12 protein-coding genes and 1 pseudogene are annotated in these 18,173 nt (G+C 67.4%); 8 read left to right on the forward strand and 5 right to left on the reverse strand.

From position 1 onward, the window contains the following. Positions 1-134: 134 nt before the first annotated feature. The 4 genes and pseudogenes from CR165_RS10590 to CR165_RS26275 all read right to left on the reverse strand — a co-directional run bounded on the left by CR165_RS10590 (position 135) and on the right by CR165_RS26275 (position 3,372). A complete protein-coding gene (locus CR165_RS10590) occupies positions 135-746 on the reverse strand; it encodes a hypothetical protein (protein WP_109516943.1) in 612 nt (203 codons plus the stop codon). A gap of 170 nt (positions 747-916) precedes the next feature. Next, on the reverse strand, positions 917-2,221 hold the full coding sequence (locus CR165_RS10595; RefSeq protein ID WP_109516944.1) for a hypothetical protein: 1,305 nt from the start codon (positions 2,219-2,221) through the stop codon (positions 917-919). 312 nt (positions 2,222-2,533) lie between these two features. After that, positions 2,534-3,211 (reverse strand): annotated as a pseudogene (locus CR165_RS10600) (transposase). Then, positions 3,142-3,372: a hypothetical protein gene (locus CR165_RS26275; protein ID WP_456316315.1), complete on the reverse strand. Its 231-nt coding sequence runs from the start codon at positions 3,370-3,372 to the stop codon at positions 3,142-3,144. The pseudogene CR165_RS10600 and the gene CR165_RS26275 overlap by 70 nt, the downstream one beginning before the upstream one ends. 274 nt (positions 3,373-3,646) lie before the next feature. On the opposite strand from CR165_RS26275, the gene CR165_RS10605 reads away from it, so the two are divergent. The 5 genes from CR165_RS10605 to CR165_RS10625 all read left to right on the forward strand — a co-directional run bounded on the left by CR165_RS10605 (position 3,647) and on the right by CR165_RS10625 (position 13,767). After that, on the forward strand, positions 3,647-5,212 hold the full coding sequence (locus CR165_RS10605; RefSeq protein ID WP_181378091.1) for a nuclease-related domain-containing protein: 1,566 nt from the start codon (positions 3,647-3,649) through the stop codon (positions 5,210-5,212). After that, positions 5,209-8,580 (forward strand): helicase-related protein, encoded by a 3,372-nt coding sequence (locus CR165_RS10610; RefSeq protein WP_109516946.1) that lies wholly within the window; start codon positions 5,209-5,211, stop codon positions 8,578-8,580. Before CR165_RS10605 ends, CR165_RS10610 begins: the two co-directional genes overlap by 4 nt. Continuing rightward, the gene (gene drmB, locus CR165_RS10615; RefSeq protein WP_181378092.1) at positions 8,577-10,409 is read left to right on the forward strand and encodes a DUF1998 domain-containing protein; all 1,833 of its coding nucleotides are present in this window, start codon (positions 8,577-8,579) and stop codon (positions 10,407-10,409) included. Before CR165_RS10610 ends, drmB begins: the two co-directional genes overlap by 4 nt. After that, on the forward strand, positions 10,406-11,812 hold the full coding sequence (locus CR165_RS10620) for a DEAD/DEAH box helicase (RefSeq protein ID WP_109516948.1): 1,407 nt from the start codon (positions 10,406-10,408) through the stop codon (positions 11,810-11,812). Before drmB ends, CR165_RS10620 begins: the two co-directional genes overlap by 4 nt. Before the next feature lie 119 nt (positions 11,813-11,931). Further along, positions 11,932-13,767 carry a hypothetical protein gene (locus tag CR165_RS10625; protein WP_146201872.1) on the forward strand — a complete coding sequence of 612 codons (1,836 nt, stop codon included), beginning with the start codon at positions 11,932-11,934 and terminating at the stop codon, positions 13,765-13,767. A gap of 24 nt (positions 13,768-13,791) precedes the next feature. Here CR165_RS10625 and CR165_RS10630 read toward each other — a convergent pair whose 3' ends face one another. Further along, positions 13,792-15,567, reverse strand: coding sequence for an AIPR family protein (locus CR165_RS10630; RefSeq protein ID WP_109516950.1), 1,776 nt, complete (start codon positions 15,565-15,567; stop codon positions 13,792-13,794). A gap of 437 nt (positions 15,568-16,004) precedes the next feature. Between CR165_RS10630 and CR165_RS10635 the strand changes: the two genes are divergently transcribed. From CR165_RS10635 to CR165_RS10645, 3 genes are read left to right on the forward strand one after another with little or no spacing between them, the layout of a single operon-like run. After that, on the forward strand, positions 16,005-16,436 hold the full coding sequence (locus tag CR165_RS10635) for a very short patch repair endonuclease (RefSeq protein WP_109516951.1): 432 nt from the start codon (positions 16,005-16,007) through the stop codon (positions 16,434-16,436). 46 nt (positions 16,437-16,482) lie between these two features. After that, positions 16,483-17,529: a DNA cytosine methyltransferase gene (locus tag CR165_RS10640; protein ID WP_109516952.1), complete on the forward strand. Its 1,047-nt coding sequence runs from the start codon at positions 16,483-16,485 to the stop codon at positions 17,527-17,529. Positions 17,530-17,586: 57 nt separating this feature from the next. After that, a complete protein-coding gene (locus CR165_RS10645; protein ID WP_146201873.1) occupies positions 17,587-17,880 on the forward strand; it encodes a hypothetical protein in 294 nt (97 codons plus the stop codon). Positions 17,881-18,173: the final 293 nt, after the last annotated feature.

Raw genomic sequence — 18,173 nt, forward strand, 5'->3', positions numbered from 1 at the left:
AAGAGTGTGTTCGCGGCGTGACTTTGGCGCGCAAAGGGGAAATTGCGGGTGAGTGGCGAGAATGCCGCCCGCCCGCGCCGTGACCGTCCTCCGGCAAGCTGCCTTGGCGTTGCTTCGCGCGCCTCAGTCAGCGGTCAGGCTTGGTGCTGCCGGCGCGCCACCTCGCAGCGCAGGGCCGTGGTGGCGTGCGAGCTGGCAAGGGCGATCAGGCTGTCGGCTGGCCGCGCCAGGGCCGCATCGATCAGCGTCTGATCGAGCACCAGCAGCAGCAGGCTGGCGATGATGCCGGGGCTTCGGCCGGCAGGGTCTGAGCTCAGGATGATGGGGCTGCGCGTGGCGCCGCCGCGCTGGGCGATGTCCCAGGGGTAGGGGGAAGGCCCATCGCCCGGGCGGAAGCTCAGCGGGGCCGCCATGCCCTGACCGGGGCGGGCGCCGAGGGCCTCGACCGCCTTCCCGAGATGGTCGGCGGACTGCAGGGCCATGAGGCTCGGCTTGCGCCGCGCCTCGGCCATCTGCCGCTGTTGGGCCACGCCTGCGATGTCGCGAGCACTCCAGGCACCACCCGGCCCGGAGTTCTCGTCCAGGCCGAGGCGCAGCGTGGCCTGGGTGCCATCGCCGGCGTCGAGCACCGCGAGGTGCCAGGGCAGAAGGCAGCCCGCGGGCATGTCGGTGCGGATAAAGAGAGCATAACGCCCGGTGACGTCGCGGCGCAGGGCCACGACGTCCGGGTGCGGAGCGTCGGTCATGGGGTCTTCCGGGAAGGTGGATGACATCCGCCTGCGGGCCCGTGGGGCTCAGCAACCTGGCGGACGCAATGCCATGACATATGACCGGGAGCGGAGGTTGCTTCTCTCGGCGGGACTCAGGGCCTCAGATCCGGTGCGCGTCGCCAAGCCGGATGAGGCCCAGAAGATGGTCAGGTCTCCAGGTGCTCGTCGAGGCGATCGTCACGGCGGCGCGCCGCCCGGAGTGCCTGCCGCGCCTGCTCGAACTCCGGCCGCAGGCCGAACACGGTGGGCCTGTTGTCGAGCCGTCGCAGCAGGCCGGCCCGTTCCATCTCGACCAGGGCGTCGCGCAGCTTTTCCGGCGTTTCCCGGGTGGTGGTGGCGCAGCGGCCGGACCAAAGGAGCGTCTCCAGCGCGCGGCGCGCCTGCCGCGGCGTCGCCTCTCCGGTGGGGCGGCCTGCTGCTCCGGCGGGCCGGGGTTCGGGCGCAGCCAGACGCAGGAGCGGCATGAGGCCGAGCAGGAACTCGGTGCCGCACCGTGGGTAGACCTCGTAGAGCTCGTTGACCGTCTGCCACATCTCGTCGAGCAGCGGCACGGCCGCTTCGGCGAGCGCCGCGACGACCGCGGCAGCCGTCTGACCTGAGAGGTTGTCCTCCCTGGGCATCGGAGAAGGTGCGGTCGCCAGCAGGGCGCGGACAGTCTCGCGGTCGGGCAACTCAATCTCCGTCCGCAGCAGGTCGGCCCGCTTGGCGTAAGCCTTCCGGCCGGGCGCGGTGTGAGTGCTCGGGCGCCAGCGGACCACCAGGCGGTCGCCCTCGTGGTCCTGGATCGACCGGATGGTCTGCTGCGCGCCGCCCATGAGTGAGCGCTGCGCCAGATCCTGGACAATCGTCTCGGCCGCCTGGACCGGATCAGGGAGGTCCCGGTAGATCTCGCATTGCTGAACCCACAGCCGACCCCGCAACTGCGCGGACGGAAGTCCGGCCGCCTCGGCCAGTTCGGCAACGAGGGCATCAATGCCATTCCGGAGGTTCGCGAGCTCCTGACCGAGGAGATATGTCCAGTCGTCCCCATGAGCGCCTACCAGATTGGTGGCACCACCCGTTGCCGGCTCGCCAGGATCCTCGAGCTGCGACCGCAGCGCGCGCAGCAGACCGGGGCGAAGCCGGCTCCGGTTGGTGATGCGAAGGCGCCCGGCATCGTCTGCGCTGAGGAAGATCTCGCCGGTGATGGTCATCTCTCCACCCTCCGGCAGGTCAGGGACGACGAACAGGACGGCGAGCTTGTTCTTGAGGCATTGGCCCGGCTTGGGCGCAGCCTTGATGATCCCGGCCTGGTACAGGCGGGCGCAAAAGCCCTCTGCCTCGTCAACCAGCAGATGCGGCAGGGCAACATCGAGGCCGAACTGGATTCGATCAATCAGGACATCAGCCTGCGGAGCGCAGGACAGCAGAGGATCGGAAGCGGTCGCATCAATGGCTGGCAGTTCGCGCACGGTTCCCGTTCCTGAGCAGAGAGGCAGGGAGATGTCTGGGAAACGGGCATGAGGTCAAGGGCGCTGGCATTTCCCCACATTCCCGGGGCTTGTCAGAGGGGAGGCGGAATGGCGCCGCAGCGTGGGGACTGCCTCTGATGACCTGTCCTCTTGGCTCGATTTTGGGTCATGCCCCATCGCGTGGTGTAGGAGCTATGGTGTCGGTGGGTCGGGTGGCCGGGATCATGCTGGCACGGCGGAGAGCCTGATGGGACCAGTATCGCTGACTGCGGCGACGGTCTCCAGCGTCATGTAGCGCGACCGCTGGATGGCCTATTCGTCGGACTGTTCGAGGAGGATGGCGCCGACGAGCCGCACGACGGCAGCCTCATTCGGGAATATGCCGACCACATCGGTAAGGCGCTTGATCTCGCCATTGAGGCGCTCGATGGGGTTGGTGCTGTGGAGCTTGGCACGGTGCGCGGCCGGGAATGTCATGTAGGCGAGGACATCCTCCTAGGCGCCATTCATGAGGGCAGCGAGCTTCGGGACCTTCGGCCACAACTGGTCGGCTACCACTCTCCACTGCCGCTTGGCGCCCTCTGCATCGGGCTCCGCGTAGGTGGTGCCGATCCAGGCCGAGACGATGCGGCGCTGCGCTGCGCCTTCCCGGCATGCGCCAGCAGAGTGCGGGCAAAATGAACGCGGCACCTTTGCCAGGTGGCCCTGAGCACCTTCGTCACGGCGGCCTTGAGGTCCTCGTGGGCATCCGGAGACGACGAGCTTCACGTCCCTGAGGCCGCGGCGGGCGAGGCCGCGCAGGAAATCGAGCCAGAACGGCTCCGCTTCGGACCTGCCCACCACCATGCCGAGCACCTCGTGCCGCCCGTCAGCGTTGACGCCCACAGCAACGGAGACGATACGCCCTGCGTCGCGCACCTTTACGTAGGTCGCGTCCAGCCAGAGATAGGACCAGTCGCCCTCGATGGGGCGGGCCAGGGAGTCGCCCATCCGCTCGTTAATCTCGGCGCAGAGGCGGCTGGGCTCTTAGAGGCCCCTTCCAGGCCCATGGTGCGAACCAGATCGTCGACCGAGCGCATCGAGATGTCCTGGAGATAGGCCTCCTGGATCACCGCTATCAGCGCTTTCTCGGCGGTCCGCCATGGCTCCAGGAAGGCGGGGAAGTAGGAGCCGCGCCGTCAGTGGGGTCCCGTTTGGACGCTGATCACCCCTCTAACAGGGTTCCTATTCCACGCCGATCCACAGCTGAAAGCCTGCAAGTTGAGCCGTATTGGTGAATTAGCCAAGAATCTCTGGCTGCACCCGTTCCCCTCCCCAATATTTCTTCATAAGCTCAGGCTAGCCAACTGAACCCCGGGCGCTGTTGCGGTGCGGATTCTACCCACGACTGTCTTGAACCCGAATACGCCGGATGGCGAACGCTATGTGCGATCGCTGCTGGCTGCAGCACCTGCATCTCCCGGCGCCTTCGTTACTCACTCGGTGAACCTGCCCGAGCATGCCTATAAGCGGTACGGAGAGGCCGACTTCGTCCTCGTTGACCGGCGAGGGCTCCTGGTCATCGAAGTAAAGGGGGGAATTGTCCGGCACTCGGGGGGCGTCTGGAGCTTCGAAAACGGACGAGGGCAGGCAAGGCGGCGCTCCGAGGGCCCGCATAGGCAGGCCGAGTCAGGCATGCAGGCACTCCTCCGGACGCTCGCGCGCGCCGACGCCCCGCCGATCGGCATTTTCGGTTGGGTGGTGGTGACACCCTTCACTTTTTGGGCCGCGCCCCACCCCGAGATCCCAGTCCCGCTGCTTCTCGACCGTTCGGCCTGCACCTCGCCTTTTAGTTTCACCGAGGCTCTGGACCGTGCCTTCCAGTGGTGGCGCGATAGGGCGGTCGCGTCAGGCCGCGCCACCCATCCGCTGGACTCTGCCGCCCTGGAGCGCCACCTGCTCCCGGAGTTCCAGTACGCCCCAGCCCCTGCGCGGTGCGCGGAGGCTGTCGAGGGGGACGTCGTCCGCCTGACTGAACGGCAAGCGGAAATACTTGAGGGGCTCTCGGGTAACACGCGGCTGCTTGTCGAGGGGGGAGCCGGGACAGGCAAGACGCTCCTGGCGGCAGCGTCCGCGAGGCAGGCCGCGGCCTCAGGGAGCAGCGTAGGCCTGATCGTCGCCGCGCCGGTCCTGGCGGCTTACCTCGCCGCCGAGATGCCCAGGGTGACAGTGGTCGATCCCGCGACGATGCGGTACCTGCCCGCACGATCCCTTGATGTCCTCGTCGTGGACGAAGGGCAGGAACTGGCTAATTCTGAGGGGCTGCACCAAGCCGGGCGCCTGCTCAGGAAAGGGCTGGACGCCGGGTGCTGGCGCTGGTTCATGGACCCTGCCAACCAAGCGCTCCACTCGACCATTGAGCAGGGCAGCCTCGCGCGTCTACGCGCGATGTCAGCCTACTACCGCTTGACCCGGAACGTCAGGTCGACGCGCAACATCGTCAACTTCGTCCGAGGCACCGTCGGCGCCGACGTGGGCATCTCTGACATCGATCCCAGAGGTGTCCTCCCGCACATTGAGCACGTGCTCGGCCCCGCAGCCGCCGCCCTCGAGGCAGCTGTTAGACGGGCACGCGAATGGATCGACACCGGCGTCGCACCGGGCGACATCGCGCTACTCGCGGCGGAGCAGGACGTGACTTCCCTTCTCGAACTGGCGCGCCGGAACCTCGGCGACGACGTGGCTCTGCTGGCCGCTCCCGCTGCACTCGACGCGGCCCGCACGCGCGCCGCAGTGAGCGATCCCTCGACCTTCCGGGGGATGGAGCGGGCGTGGGTAGCGGTTGCGTGCACGCCTAGCTTCGCGGAGCAGCCGAGAAGCGAGCGGTTTCTGTACGTCGCCATGACCCGCCCGAGAATTGGGCTTGCGGTGTTCTTGGCCGATGGCGCGGACGCTTGGTTTAAGGGCCTCCAGGCCGAACAGGAATCACGGGCGCAGGAAACGACCCAATGACCCGCATGACCGAATCCTTGCCCGCTCCGAGGTCTGCCAGCCCGCCGCTCACCACCCGGGAGAAGCGCACAGCCCGCGACCGGCTGGTTGCCACGCTTCGCGGTGACCTCATCGGCCCGTCGCACGGCGACGCTGAGGAACTGCCAGAGCGACCGGACAAGCGCTATCTCATGAGCATGCTCTTCCCGCGGAACGCCACGGCCGCGCCCGTCGTGGAGGAGGAGGAGACATCGGCGCCAGACGCCGGTGCAGGAGGCAGCAACGAGGACGAAGCCACAGACGGCTTCGAGGCGCCGACCGACCTGCTGTTCCAGCGCCTGCCCGCCTCCGTCGGCTTCTCCTTCGCAGTGCCGGCCGGGCACCCCTTCTCCGTGGAGATACGGGCCGGGGCCGGCACCTACCGGAAGCGGGTCACGGTGCAGGAGGGAGCGGCTTCCGGAGTCCCGCCACAGCGAGGCGGAAGCCAGCGAAGGAGGGCATCCTGGGTCCGCTCCGGCCTCTTCCATCCGGCATCCGGCCAAGAGGAACGGGTCGACATATTGTCTACGGGGGCGGTACGGCGTGGTGCGTTCGGCGGCTGGGCGCAGATCCACGTCTCTACGCGCAGCGGGCCGGAGGATTCCTGGATTGTGACGGTTAGCCTCGTAAACGAGAGGACCGTTACGGACGAGAACGGCCGCTACGACCCAGAGGACTGCCTCTACCAGGTCTCGCTTGAGGCCGTGCCTTCTGTGGCCGTGCTGCCGTGGCCGTCCCCCGAACGGCTCACGGTCGACCCCGAGGAGGACGAACTCGCGCTACAGTACCGGGACCGACCCGCGCTCGCCGTCGGGCACGGCTGTGCCGCTGACTGGAGTCCGACGGGCAACGGCAGGACGCGGATACGGGTCGAGTTCTTGCCATCTATCGAGGTCGCTCCGGTCACGACGCGGATCCGTGACCTGGACGAGCGCGCGAGCCGGGCGCTCAGCCTCCAGCGCCTGCAGTCCGAAGCCGTGGCCGTGGACGACCTCCTGGGCCACCTGCGGGCCCTCGTGGAGGCGTATGCCGCTTGGCGCCGGGGTCTCGACGCCGTCCCCACGGATGACCACCCACCCGAGGCGCGCACCCGAATCCTCGACAGGATCGACGATGGGCTCCGCCGCATGCGGGACGGCTGCGACCTGCTGGCGCGGGATGCTGACGCGCTCCGGTGCTTCCGCCTCGCGAACCGGGCGATGCTCGTCCAGATGGCCTACTCAGGGCGGGTCAAGTCGGCCGAGAGGGGTGGACGCCCGGCCGTCGGGCGCGTCGACCCCGACGACGCGATGCACGCCGCCTACGAGTGGCGCCCCTTCCAGCTCGCCTTCCTGCTGCTGGTCCTCCGGAGCATGTGGGAGGAGGGCGACCCATTCCGCGACGTCGTCGACCTGATCTGGTTCCCGACAGGCGGCGGCAAGACGGAGGCGTACCTCGCCGCCGCGGCGTTCGACATGCTACGGCGGAGGCTGCGGGATCCCGGTCGCGGCGGCGGCACCGCAGTCATCATGCGCTATACCCTGCGCCTGCTCACGCAGCAGCAATTCCAGCGCGCCGGCCACCTCATCTGCGCGCTCGAGAGCCTGCGGATGCAGGATGAGCGCAGTCTGGGGGGCGAGCCGTTCTCGCTGGGCCTTTGGATCGGCTCCGGCAACGCCCCGAACGCGCTCTCCGATGCCGCGGAGAAGTTCGACCGCCTCATCCGGCAGCGGCCGGGCCCAGTGCGGAACCCGTTTATTCTCCTGCGCTGCCCGGCCTGCGGCAGCCCCGTCATCTCCCCCACGCGGCAAACCGACGGGGACGAGGATGTGGGTATCCGTTGCACGCCCGCGGCCTTCGAGTTCTTCTGCCTGGAGCCGCGGTGCGAGTTCCACCGGAGCATCCCGGTTCAGATCGTGGACGAGGCGCTCTACCGCGCGCCGCCGACGATGCTGCTGGCGACGCTCGACAAATTCGCCATGATGGCGTGGAAGGAGAACGCTGGGCGGTTTTTTGGGGCGGGCACGCGCAACGCGCCGCCGTCCCTCGTCATCCAGGACGAACTCCACCTTATCTCGGGCCCCCTCGGCACGGTCGCCGGGGGCTACGAGGCCGCCATCGACGCGGTGATCGCCCACCGCGGCGGGCGCCCGAAGGTCATCGCCTCAACCGCCACAATCCGGCGCTCGGCCGACCAAGCGCTGGGCCTCTTCGCCAAGGAAGCGGCGGTGTTCCCGCCCGCCGGGCTGACGGCCGGCGAGACCTTCTTCTCCCGCCCGGACCCCGACGTGCCCGGGCGCCTCTACCTTGGCGCCATGGCGCAGGGCCACACGCCGACCTTCAGCAACGTGCTCGCCTCAGCCTCCCTGCTGACCGCCGTGCCGAGGCTCGGACTCTCCGATGCAGTGGACGACTCTTGGTGGACGCTCGTCGTGTACCACAACAGCCGGCGCGAGCTCGGGCGAAGCCTCACCTTGGCCCGCGACGACATTCCCTCCCGCATTGCGGCGCTCCACCCGCCGGGCACGTCCGGCGCCAGGGCGCTGCGCCGGGTACAGGAGCTCTCGGCCAACGTGAAGGGCGAGGACATCCCCAACGTGATCGAGGAGGTCTCCGCCGGTAAGGGTACCCCCCGCGCCATTGACTACCTTGGCTGCACGAACATGCTGTCCGTCGGGGTGGACATCGACCGGCTCGGCCTGATGATGGTGCTCGGGCAGCCGAAGACGGCGTCGGAGTACATCCAGGCGACGTCGCGCGTCGGCCGCGACGGAACACGCCTCCCGGGCGTCGTGCTCGCTTTATACTCCCCCACGAAGCCCCGGGACCGCTCACACTACGAGAACTTCCGGCCCTTCCATGATGCCCTCTACAGGTTTGTGGAGCCGACGAGCGTCACCCCCTTCGCGCTCCCGGCGCGGGAGCGGGTGTTCCACGCCGCCATGATCAGCGCGATCAGGATGGGGACCGCCCTGTCCGGCAACGCCGATGCGGCACGCTTCTCGACGGCAGACCCGCAGGTTCGGGCGCTGGCGGACCGCCTCTACGAAAGGATGAGGCGGGCCGACCCGACTGAGCGCCGGGGCATCGACTCGAAGGCGGCGGAGGTGGAGCGGTGGTGGGAGACGCGGCTCGCGCAGAACCTCAGATACGCGATGCCGCCGCAGGCCATGAATTTCCCCGTGCTTATCAAGCAGTTCGGTGAGCAGGCCCATCCGGAGGCCCGCGAGACGCTTCAGTCCATGCGCCACGTGGACGTCGGCGTCCGGGTTTGGATCAGGGGCGCAAGGCCGTCCGATGCGCCTTCGGGCGGCAACCCGCCCACCCTGAGACCATGGGGCGGGGCCGCCCGGCGGAGGAACGGTACGTGAGTACAGGCAAGAACTACGAACTCCGTCGCACCCAGCTCGTCGGCGCCGGGGGCATCGGCGCTGTCATCGACATCGGCGACGAGTCCTTCGTTGTCTGCGACGCGGTGGATTGGGGCTCGCCCTCGGAGTACGTCCGCCTACAGCGGATGGAGCAGCGGCTCCGCCGCGACCTCAGGAAGCCGCCCGCGGACCGCCCGGGGTCGCCGGGGCGCGTGCTCTTGCACCGCTTCCCCGAGGCCATGTTCTGCAACAACGCCCGGTGCCGCCGCATCATCCGATGGCAGGAGGCCCGGCACGGACGCCCTGGACTGCCGATGAGGTGCCCTCAGTGCCAGCAGGAGGGCACGCTGGTACCGATGCGGTTCGTGGTCGCCTGCGAGGATGGCCACCTGGACGACGTGCCATGGCACCTGTGGGCCCACAAATCGAGCCGGGGCGGCTGCCGCTCCCATGAGCGGTTGAAGCTGCTGGTGGACGAGACCGGGACGGGCGGCCTCGAAACGCTGAAGATCCTCTGCGAGGACTGCGGGTCATCCGAGTCGCTCGACGGCATCACGTCAAAGGTGTCCATGAAGTCTGTCGGGGTGCGCTGCCCATCGTGCCATCCCTGGCAGGCCCGAACGGGCGGGTTCACCTGCACGAAGGAGCCTTCGATCCTCCAGCGCGGCGCCACGAACCTGTACTACCCCGTCACCGCGTCCGCCCTCTCGCTGGGGGATGGCAGCGGTACCTCGGCGCATGACGCGGCGGTGGCCAGGATGCTGGCCTCGACCACCTTCGAGATGGCGAAGGAGGTTGCAGCCGATCTTGCGTCGACGGGCAACGTACCCCACCCGAGGATCGCCCGGTTTGCCCAGATGCTCGCCGACGAGTTCGCGCTGCCCGTCGAACTCGTCCTGGAGCACCTTCGTGCATCTGCGCCTGTCGGTGGGGCAGCATCCAGCGCCGCGGAGGACGGCGATCCGGATTGGGATGCCGAGGACATCCTGGCCGAGGAGTGGCGCTTCCTGACATCGGCCGAGGCCGCCGACTTCGCGTCAGGCGATCTCGTCTGCCGGGAGACACCTCCTCCGACAGTCGGGGGGGGCGCGCCGTTCGCGCGCGTCCTGCTCGCGGATCGGCTCCGGGAGGTCCGGTCCTTTCTCGGCTTTAGGCGCATCAAGCCGGACGGGGCGCTGGTGCGGCCTGAGGCCGGCCGCGCCTTTCCCCCCGGGGTTCGCCCATGGCTGCCCTCGGTCGAGGTATTCGGCGAAGGCATATTCATTGCCTTCGACCTCGACTTCGTCTCCCGGTGGGAGGTGGTGGTCCGGGCGGACCGCGACGAGTCCGCGCGGCTCGCCGAACTCGAGCGCCACTGGCAGGACCAGGGATACTGGTTCCTGCCGAGGCCGACGCCGAGGTTGATCGCCATCCACACCCTCTCCCATCTGCTGATGAGGCAGCTCGTGTTCGAGTCCGGCTACTCCTCCTCTGCCCTGCGCGAGAGGATCTATGCGGGCCCCGACATGGCCGGGCTGCTCATCTACACGGCGGACGGCGACTCCGAAGGCTCCCTCGGCGGCCTAGTACGGCAGGGGCGGCCGGACAGGCTCGGCGACCTCATCAGGGTGGCCCTGGACCGCGGGGTGTGGTGCTCTGCGGACCCGGTGTGCCGGGAGACCCAAGGGCAGGGACTCGGCGGCTTCAACCGGGCCGCCTGCCATGCCTGCTCCCTTGTCCCCGAGACCTCTTGCGTGCTCGCCAACACGCTGCTCGACAGGAGCCTCCTTCTTGGACGCGGGTCGTCCCTCCCGGGCCTGCTCGAGGGCGTGCTGGCGGGCTCGCCATGAGGCTGCCGAACGCGCGCGACCTGAACGAAGAGCAGGAACGGGTCTATCTGTACGCGCCCGAGGACGGCCGCGTCCTCGTCTCGGGACCGCCCGGCACGGGAAAGACCGTACTCGCGGTGTTGAGGGCTATGGAGGCGGCGAAGAAGGGCCGACGGACCGCCGTGGCGATGTTCAACAGGATGCTCGAGGCATACGCGTGCCGCCTCCCGGACGGTATCGGGTCGCTCGAGGCTCAGGGAATCCAGGTGCAGACCGTGCGCCAGCTCTTCAGGGATCTGTGGTTCGGCTTGCGGGTTCCACCGGCCGCGAACGCAGCATTGATTCTCCTCGACACTTCTTTCGATGAACGTGAGAAGGTCAAGAAGCTTGGTGCTAAGTGGAAGCCTGCGATCTGGGCACCCTGGAGCCGGAAGAATGGCAAATCTCGTGGCTACAGTTGGACGGTGGAACCCGACGAGTACTGGCAGAATCCCGGTGCGTTCAGTAGATGGTCTCCCACGTCTGATCTTCCTGCCTCCGAGGAAAATGAGTTCGCTGTCGACTGGGACACTGTTACCCGGCACCTCCTGAAGCACCAGTCCGTCGCCCGCTGGGACGCTCTGTCCATTGACAAGCTGATCATCGACGAGGGCCAGGACTTCCCACCGGAGTTTTTTAGGCTGCTGCGGTTGATGTCCGAGGGAGTGATTGGACCGGAGGGGCGACCACTAGCGGTAATGGTGCTGGCCGACGAGAACCAGCGCCTCAGCGCCAAGCAGCACTCGACCATATCGGACATTGAGACGGCCCTGGCGATCCCGGCTTCGCGCCATTACCATCTGCGTACCAACTTTCGGAACACAAGGCAGGTCGCGCTCGTTGCGCAGCACTTCTTCGCCGGAGCGAACACGGGCATCCCGCTGCTTCCTGAGCGAAGGGGACCGACTCCGGAAATGCGGCGCTGTGAGAACGTGCAGGCGGCTGTGGAGCAGATCGTTACGTACCAACGCAACAACCCGAAGCATGAGATCGGGGTGCTCATACCCGACGACGACACTGCCCGCCGGGCCTACTTCGACGCGCTGCGTACGGCGGCCGCTCCTTCGAGCGTGCGCGTCCAGACCTATGCCTTTCGAGACCCGGAATTCAACCAGCCGAAGCGGCACCTCGTCTTCGACGAGCCTGCTGTGACGGTGTTGAACCGTGCCAGCTGCAAGGGACTGGAGTTCGATGCAGTCTTTGTCGTCAACATCCATGCAGCCCGGATCGAGGAGGGCCAGGAGGACTTCTTTAAGATGGGCATGTACGTCATGTCGGCGCGGGCCCGTCGAAGCCTTGCTCTCCTGTGGGTCGGCGGGCCCTCGGATAGGCCCCCAGTGCTCGGGTTGATGCCGCGAGCACCTGCCATCAGGATTCTGGCATGAGTTCGGACAGTCCTGTTCCCCATCTTGTCTCCAATTTCCGAGAGTCCCTGTCGATTCTGGAAAGCCTTCGTGCCTCTGCCCGACCCGGCAGGGGAATGCGGCACCTTACGAGGCGGCCGGTGGTGGACGCGTTGCGGGAAGCGGAGCTGACGGCGGTGACGGGGGGCCTGGACGGTGAGTTCCCAGTGCTATGCCGCGTCGAGGTGTCCGCCGGGCCCATCGGCGACACCCAGGCCAACTGCGTTCCGCTTGGGCGAATCGCGGCGTTCGTCTTCCGCACGGGGGACGAACGCGACCAAGTCGCGGGAAAGATGTTCGAGAACATCAGCACCGACGGGTTGAGCATGGAGGTCGCGCCCGCACTCTTCAGTCGGGAGGGGCCATCTCGTTTCAACGCGGAGCCCACCGATGGAGCGGCAGGCGAGGCGCAGGACTGGATTCGGGCAGATGCTCTGGCAGGCGCTGTCGGCACTGTACTATCACTCGCACACCGACGCCTCGAGGCCGCAGCCGAGGCGGGCGCCTTCCTCGACGGCGCCGGGGGCCTCCCAGTCGACCTGCCCGCCTTCGTCAACTCCCTGCTCTCGCCAGACGGCCCATGGGAGACGCCGGGCACCGCAGTCGCCGCAGTCACGTCCAGCCTGCGCGGGCTGCCGGGGCAGGATCCCCTTGAGCTGGTTGACCTTTACGCAGAGGCGCTCAGGGCCTGCGGTTATTCCTCGGACAACCTCGACAGGTTCAGGAACTTCGTTTCTGACGTCATCACATCCCGCAGGGCGAGGCGCCCACAGGATCTCGCCGACGAGGGCGACCTGCTGCTCCGGGCGCTCCTTCTCGTTCTACAGAGGGATCGGATAGACGATATCCTAGACGATTCGGCCGATGGCATGCTTCCGGGACCGGCTGTCCACCTCACGGCCGCGGCACTCGCTGGCTTCCGCGAGGGCCTCGCGAGGATGCCCTCGGCGATCAAGCAGCCCTTCCGCGACGTCCTCGGCGAGTTTGCCTCCGCTGTCGAGGCCAACCCATCGGTCCGGCTGGAGGATCTTGCTGCGCCCTTGAAGGCGCGACTGCCGGCGGCTCCCGCCACCGCGCCGTTGACCTCGACGCTCCAAGACGGCGCGATCCTGCCAAGCGTCGCTGCCAGCGGTGATCTTGAGCCCGCACTGGTCCGGGAACTGCAACTCGTAGCTGAGTCCCTGGGACTCTCGCAGGCACGGCCCGAGGAGGGCATGCTGGGAACCTGCGCCCAAACCCGCGTGGCGGTCCTGGTTTCCCCTTTGAGGGACGATGCAGCCCAAGCCCCAACGCTCTGTCTCCGTGTTGTTATCGGCAACATTGCGGGCGGGGCGCTTGTTCGCGCGGCGCTCTCGGACGCCCTGAAGGCGGAGCCCGGTTCGGTGCTCTGGCTCGCTCCGGGTTCGAACGAACTGGAGTTGGTGCTTCCGATCGGCGCTGCCACGGAGCAGAACCTGCCGCGCGTGCTCAGCCACCACGTCGAATTGGCCCGCCGCTGGCATGCCGCTGCCGCGTCCACAGAGCGGCCCGCCAGCGGCGACGCACCGGCAGAGACCGCGAAGGCCCTGCCGAAGCCGAGGGGCGGGGGTGGCCGCAAGCGACTGGGGCCGTCCTCCACAGGCCAGGGCGCTGGGCCTCCCGATGCGGATAAAGCATTAGAAGCTCCGCAGGACGGCTTGAGGGCGACTGGAGGCGGGGAGACGAAGCCAGCCCCGCGGCGCCGGTTGAGGAAGGGCGGTGCCGAAGAGGTCGAGGGCGAGGCAGCAAAGCCATCTCCGAAACGTCGCTTGCGGAAGGAAGGCGTCGGCCGGGATCGACCCGCCACGAAACAAGTCAACTTCCTCGGGCCGGTGTCGGACCCGGTGCAGGGCGCCGAACCCGAGGCGGACGCCGAGAAGGCGAGTGCCGATCCACCGCCGGAGGACGGCACTGCCTGATCGGGCCGGGCGCCGGCATTCGCGTCAGTCGAAGAGTTCGGGCAGCCTGGACGGCGGTTCCGGCAGGTCGACTACGCGGACCTGCTCCCAAGCGTCGTCGCGCTTGCACCATTCGGTGACATTCCGCGTCCCGGCGCTAGAGACAAGCGCTTCGTGTAGCGGTCGAGCCCACGACGCGAAGAGCGCCTGGATCTCGCTGGAGGCATGCTGCGCCCGCCAGACAGTGTCGAGGTCGAATTGGCCGCCGAAGTCAGCGGCGAGGCGGGCAACCATGAACGCCACAACGTTGGCTCCGTACGACCCGAGCTCCGCCGCCCTGACTGCGGATTGGGCCGACCTGAACAGAATCGCGAGCGACACCGCTTCGCGATAGAACGCGGGGTCCGGCTTCCATCCCCGCTGAAACTTGTCCGGAAGCTCGGACATGAAGATGGCGAAGTTCTTCTGCGCGCCCCGACTGACGGTCTGCGGACGCTCCCACCAGCACATGAGGAACTTCGCGAGGTCGGTCTTGCTGAAAACGTTGCCCTTTGGACACACCGCATCGAACTCGCGGCGTTTCGCCGCGGTCGAGCCGAACCGCGCGCGGGCTACTTGGTAGGCACCCCGGGTTCTCTCGTAGAACCAGCGCGTCCGCTCCCCGGGGCACCACAGCTGCTCGGAGAGCCGCTCGAGTTCGATGTGGAAATCACTGTTGGCAGATAGGTCAGCCACCTGGATTACGTTCTGCGTGTTGGCGTATCGCGAGATCAAGGGCACGAACTCGGAGAGGCGACCGGCCTCCACCCGAGTCAGCTTCATGGCCACGGCAACTTGGCTGACATCCATCCGGTCGACCTTCTTTGCGCGGTGGATGGAGGCGGTGGTCTGGGCGCCATTCACGATCTGGAGACCCCTGACGCGGCGGATGACCGTCTCGCCGTGCCAGGAGCCGGCGTCAATCTCGTCAGCCGTGGCGGTGATGCCGTTGTTGTATGCCAGGAAGCGGCCTGACTCCTCGGCAATGGTCCTCCGGATGCCCTTGTTCACGCCCCCCTTCGCCTGCAGGAAGGATCGGACGTTGAACTCGAACAGCCTTGCCCCGTATCGCTCGTAGAGGGCGAAAACTAGGTCGCCGGGAAGGATTGCGAGGAACGTCTGGTACTCGCGGGGAGGCGGCCTCATCTCCAGGCATGCCAGCGGTCTACCAAGCATCTCCACGAAGTCGATCTCGATGCGCTCCCGCGTGACCCCCTCGGCGGCCGCACGCTTCAACCGCTCCGCATCCCAGACTTCGAACTCCACTCGGCGCCCGTGGATTTCCATCGGCGGGATGTCTGCCCCCCTGACCACAGCATCGGTCAGCACGTGGACGCGCACGTCCTCAATGCGCGGCAGCTCGGCCGCGATGCGGCGCGCCGCGGCATCGGCGAGGGCGCTTCCAGCGAAGCGGGTCAGGTCGCCCCTCGCCGCGTGCTCGAAGAAGCGCGCCGCCGCCGCCCCTATGCGGACGGTCTCGCTCCGCGGCAGCGTGGCCTCGCGGTCGTCCGGCCTGCGGTAAGCGGTAAAGATCTCCAGCCGAGAAGCCTCATCCGGGAGGGAGTAGGCAGCCACGCGACAGCGCGAGCGGCCCGAGGCGTCCTCGTGAGGGCAGAGGTCGTGGGACGCGACGGAACCTGCTTCCTCAAGGTAACCGAGCATGACCTCGGCGAGCGCCACATGCTCCGCGAGTGGCGTCTCCGGCTCGATCTCACCGAGCCGGTCATCAGTCTCCGTACGCAGGTTTGAAAGGAATTCTGCGAGCAGTTGGTCCTCAAACAAATGCCTTCTCCGGCTTCTCCGCGGCCTGCCCTGCCGGTACTGCTACGGCCTGGAGGCGAGTTCCATAGCTTTAGGCTCTGGAATACTCCCGCCGCCCTTTCCGAACCCGGGAACCGTCGGATTTTCCGGGTAAAGGTGAGGCGGTCACCCCTATCAAACTCCGGAGATGTCCGGCGCCGCGGTGCCAATCCGGCGCCCGTCTCTCCGCCGAGCTCCACGCCGCAGAGATGGCCAGGGCCGTCGCGGTCGGAACCACTTCTCCTTTCGGGCGCTAATCCGTTCGACGGTCGCGTCAGAACCCGGCAGAAGGGAAGTGACCCAGCTTGACCCCACGTGCGACACAATAGATCCTTGGTGGAACGGTGCAAGACGAAGATCTACCTCTAAAGGGCCTTGGCGGGACGCCGCCGCCGGCGCGACGGCATCGGGGGGACATCATGTCCCCCGAGAAGCGCAGCGCCGTAATGGCCCGCATCAAAGGAAGGGACACTGGTCCCGAACGCGCCGTCGCCGAGGCGCTCCGCGCCAGAGGCTGGGATTTCGAGACCCACGCGCGCGACCTGCCAGGACGCCCAGACATACTGTTCAGGGAGGCCGGGGTGGCCGTTTTCGTGGATGGCGACTTCTGGCACGGATGGAAGTTTCCGCAGTGGAAGGACAAGCTCTCCGAGAAGTGGGAGGCCAAGATCGAGGCGAACCGGCAGCGGGACGCTCGGAACTTCCGTCGGCTCCGCCGCGCGGGGTGGCGCGTGGTAAGGATCTGGGAGCACCAAATTGGCCGGGATCTTCCCGCCTGTATCGCGCGGATCGAGTCCTTGCTGCCACCATGCGACGGTGCCTGCATCGGCAGCGTCACTACACGCGGGTGAGGATTAAGCCTGGCCAAATGCCTCCAACCCGTTAGTCTCGCGCATCGTGCGAATCCGAACTCTAGATCTCTTCTGCGGCGGCGGCGGCAGCAGCTGGGGCGCCCAGGCTGCTGGTGCCGAGATCGTCTGCGGCGTTGATGCCTGGGACCTCGCGGTTCGGGCGTACGCGAGCAACTTCTCGACGGCCAAGGCGGTCCACCTGCGGATGACGCCGGAGAGTGGCCCCGCCGACCTCGGCGACATCGGCGAAATCGACCTGCTGCTCGGCTCCCCCGAATGCACTCACCATACCTGCGCGCGCGGGAGTAGGCCCCGGGACGAGGACAGCAAGCGTACTGCTTTCTACGTCACCAACTTCGCCCGGGACCTCAGCCCGAGGCCGCGCTGGGTGGTCATCGAGAACGTTGTCCACATGCGCGGCTGGCACGGCTACGAGCCGCTTCTCACCGAATTGCGGCGCCTCGGGTACAGGACCGAGGTCTACATCCTCGACGCTTCCCGTTTCGGGGTTCCGCAGAGCCGGCGGAGGGTCTTCATCGTCGGCGACCTCGCTGCCCAGCCGCCGTCGGAGGTGCGGGGGCAGCGGGGACGCGCCCCCTGGGTGAAGGGCATTATTGCCGCAGAAGACGAGGGCCATCGCTCCCGTCTGCTCCGGTCGGAGGGTCGCGCCCCCGCCACGCTGGAGCGCGCCAAGCGGGGCATCGCCGCGCTCGGCGAGGGCACCCCCTTCCTCATCGTCTACTACGGCTCGGACGGCGCCGGCGGATGGCAGCCGCTCGACCGGCCGCTCCGCACCATCACGACGCTAGATCGCTTCGGGCTGGTGACTTGGCGCGGCAGCACACCGATGCTGCGCATGCTCCAGGTGGACGAACTCATGGCCGCCATGGGATTCTGGGGTGGGTACAACCTCGATGGGATCGGCCAGCGGCGGGACCGCATTCGATTACTCGGCAACGGTGTCTGCCCGCCGGTAATGGCCGCTATTGTCGGGTCTCTGACGCGCGGGGCGGCGCAGACAGCTTCCTGGGCAGAGGACGAGGAAGCTCCGCACGACTCCCCTGGTCCCCTGTTCCTGGCGGCTGCCGAGTAGAAGGAGGCCGGGGCCGCGACGTTTGCCTCTGTGAGCGTCATGTGCGAATCTTTTTCCATGACGGACTGCAGCCGTGAACGGCGGTGGCTCATCCTCAGCGAGGACGGCCGCCATGTCTGGCTCGGGCGCTACTCTGACCCGAGCGAGGAAGAGATCGCTTCGGCCGAGGCGTCTCTCGCCGCGCAATCACTTGGGGGCTACGTGGCCGTGGCCGAAGGGGACTATTGGTCGCGGAAAGCCCGCATGACCCTTCTGCCAGTCCGTCCTCTGGCAGGACCAAGGATTCCTTTCGAGCAGGCGTCGGCCGTCTTCGAGGCGATCAGAGCGAGGAGGCTGTCGGAGCTGGCCTGACCTGACCTGCCTCCGGTTATGGGGGCGCCCGGTCCAGGAGGGGTCAACCGGCCTGTTGTTGTCCCCAATACTCGGATAGGGGTCTGCGTGGAGAAGGCGAAGGCATCTCCAGATGCTCGATCGCGTCCGGTGCCACGTGTATGACAATCTGCTGCCCGAAGGGGAGCCAGATCGCGGCACGGGCAAAGTTGCTGCTCGAGTTGTCCCCCGTCCCACGCTAGTCCCACGGGGAAATGAGGGGGGGCGAGGGAGATTGTGGGCCAGGAAGGCACCATCGGCCGCACCGAAAACCA

Origin of the sequence: Teichococcus aestuarii (assembly GCF_003116135.1) — a bacterium.
GTDB classification, from domain to species: Bacteria; Pseudomonadota; Alphaproteobacteria; order Acetobacterales; family Acetobacteraceae; genus Pseudoroseomonas; species Pseudoroseomonas aestuarii.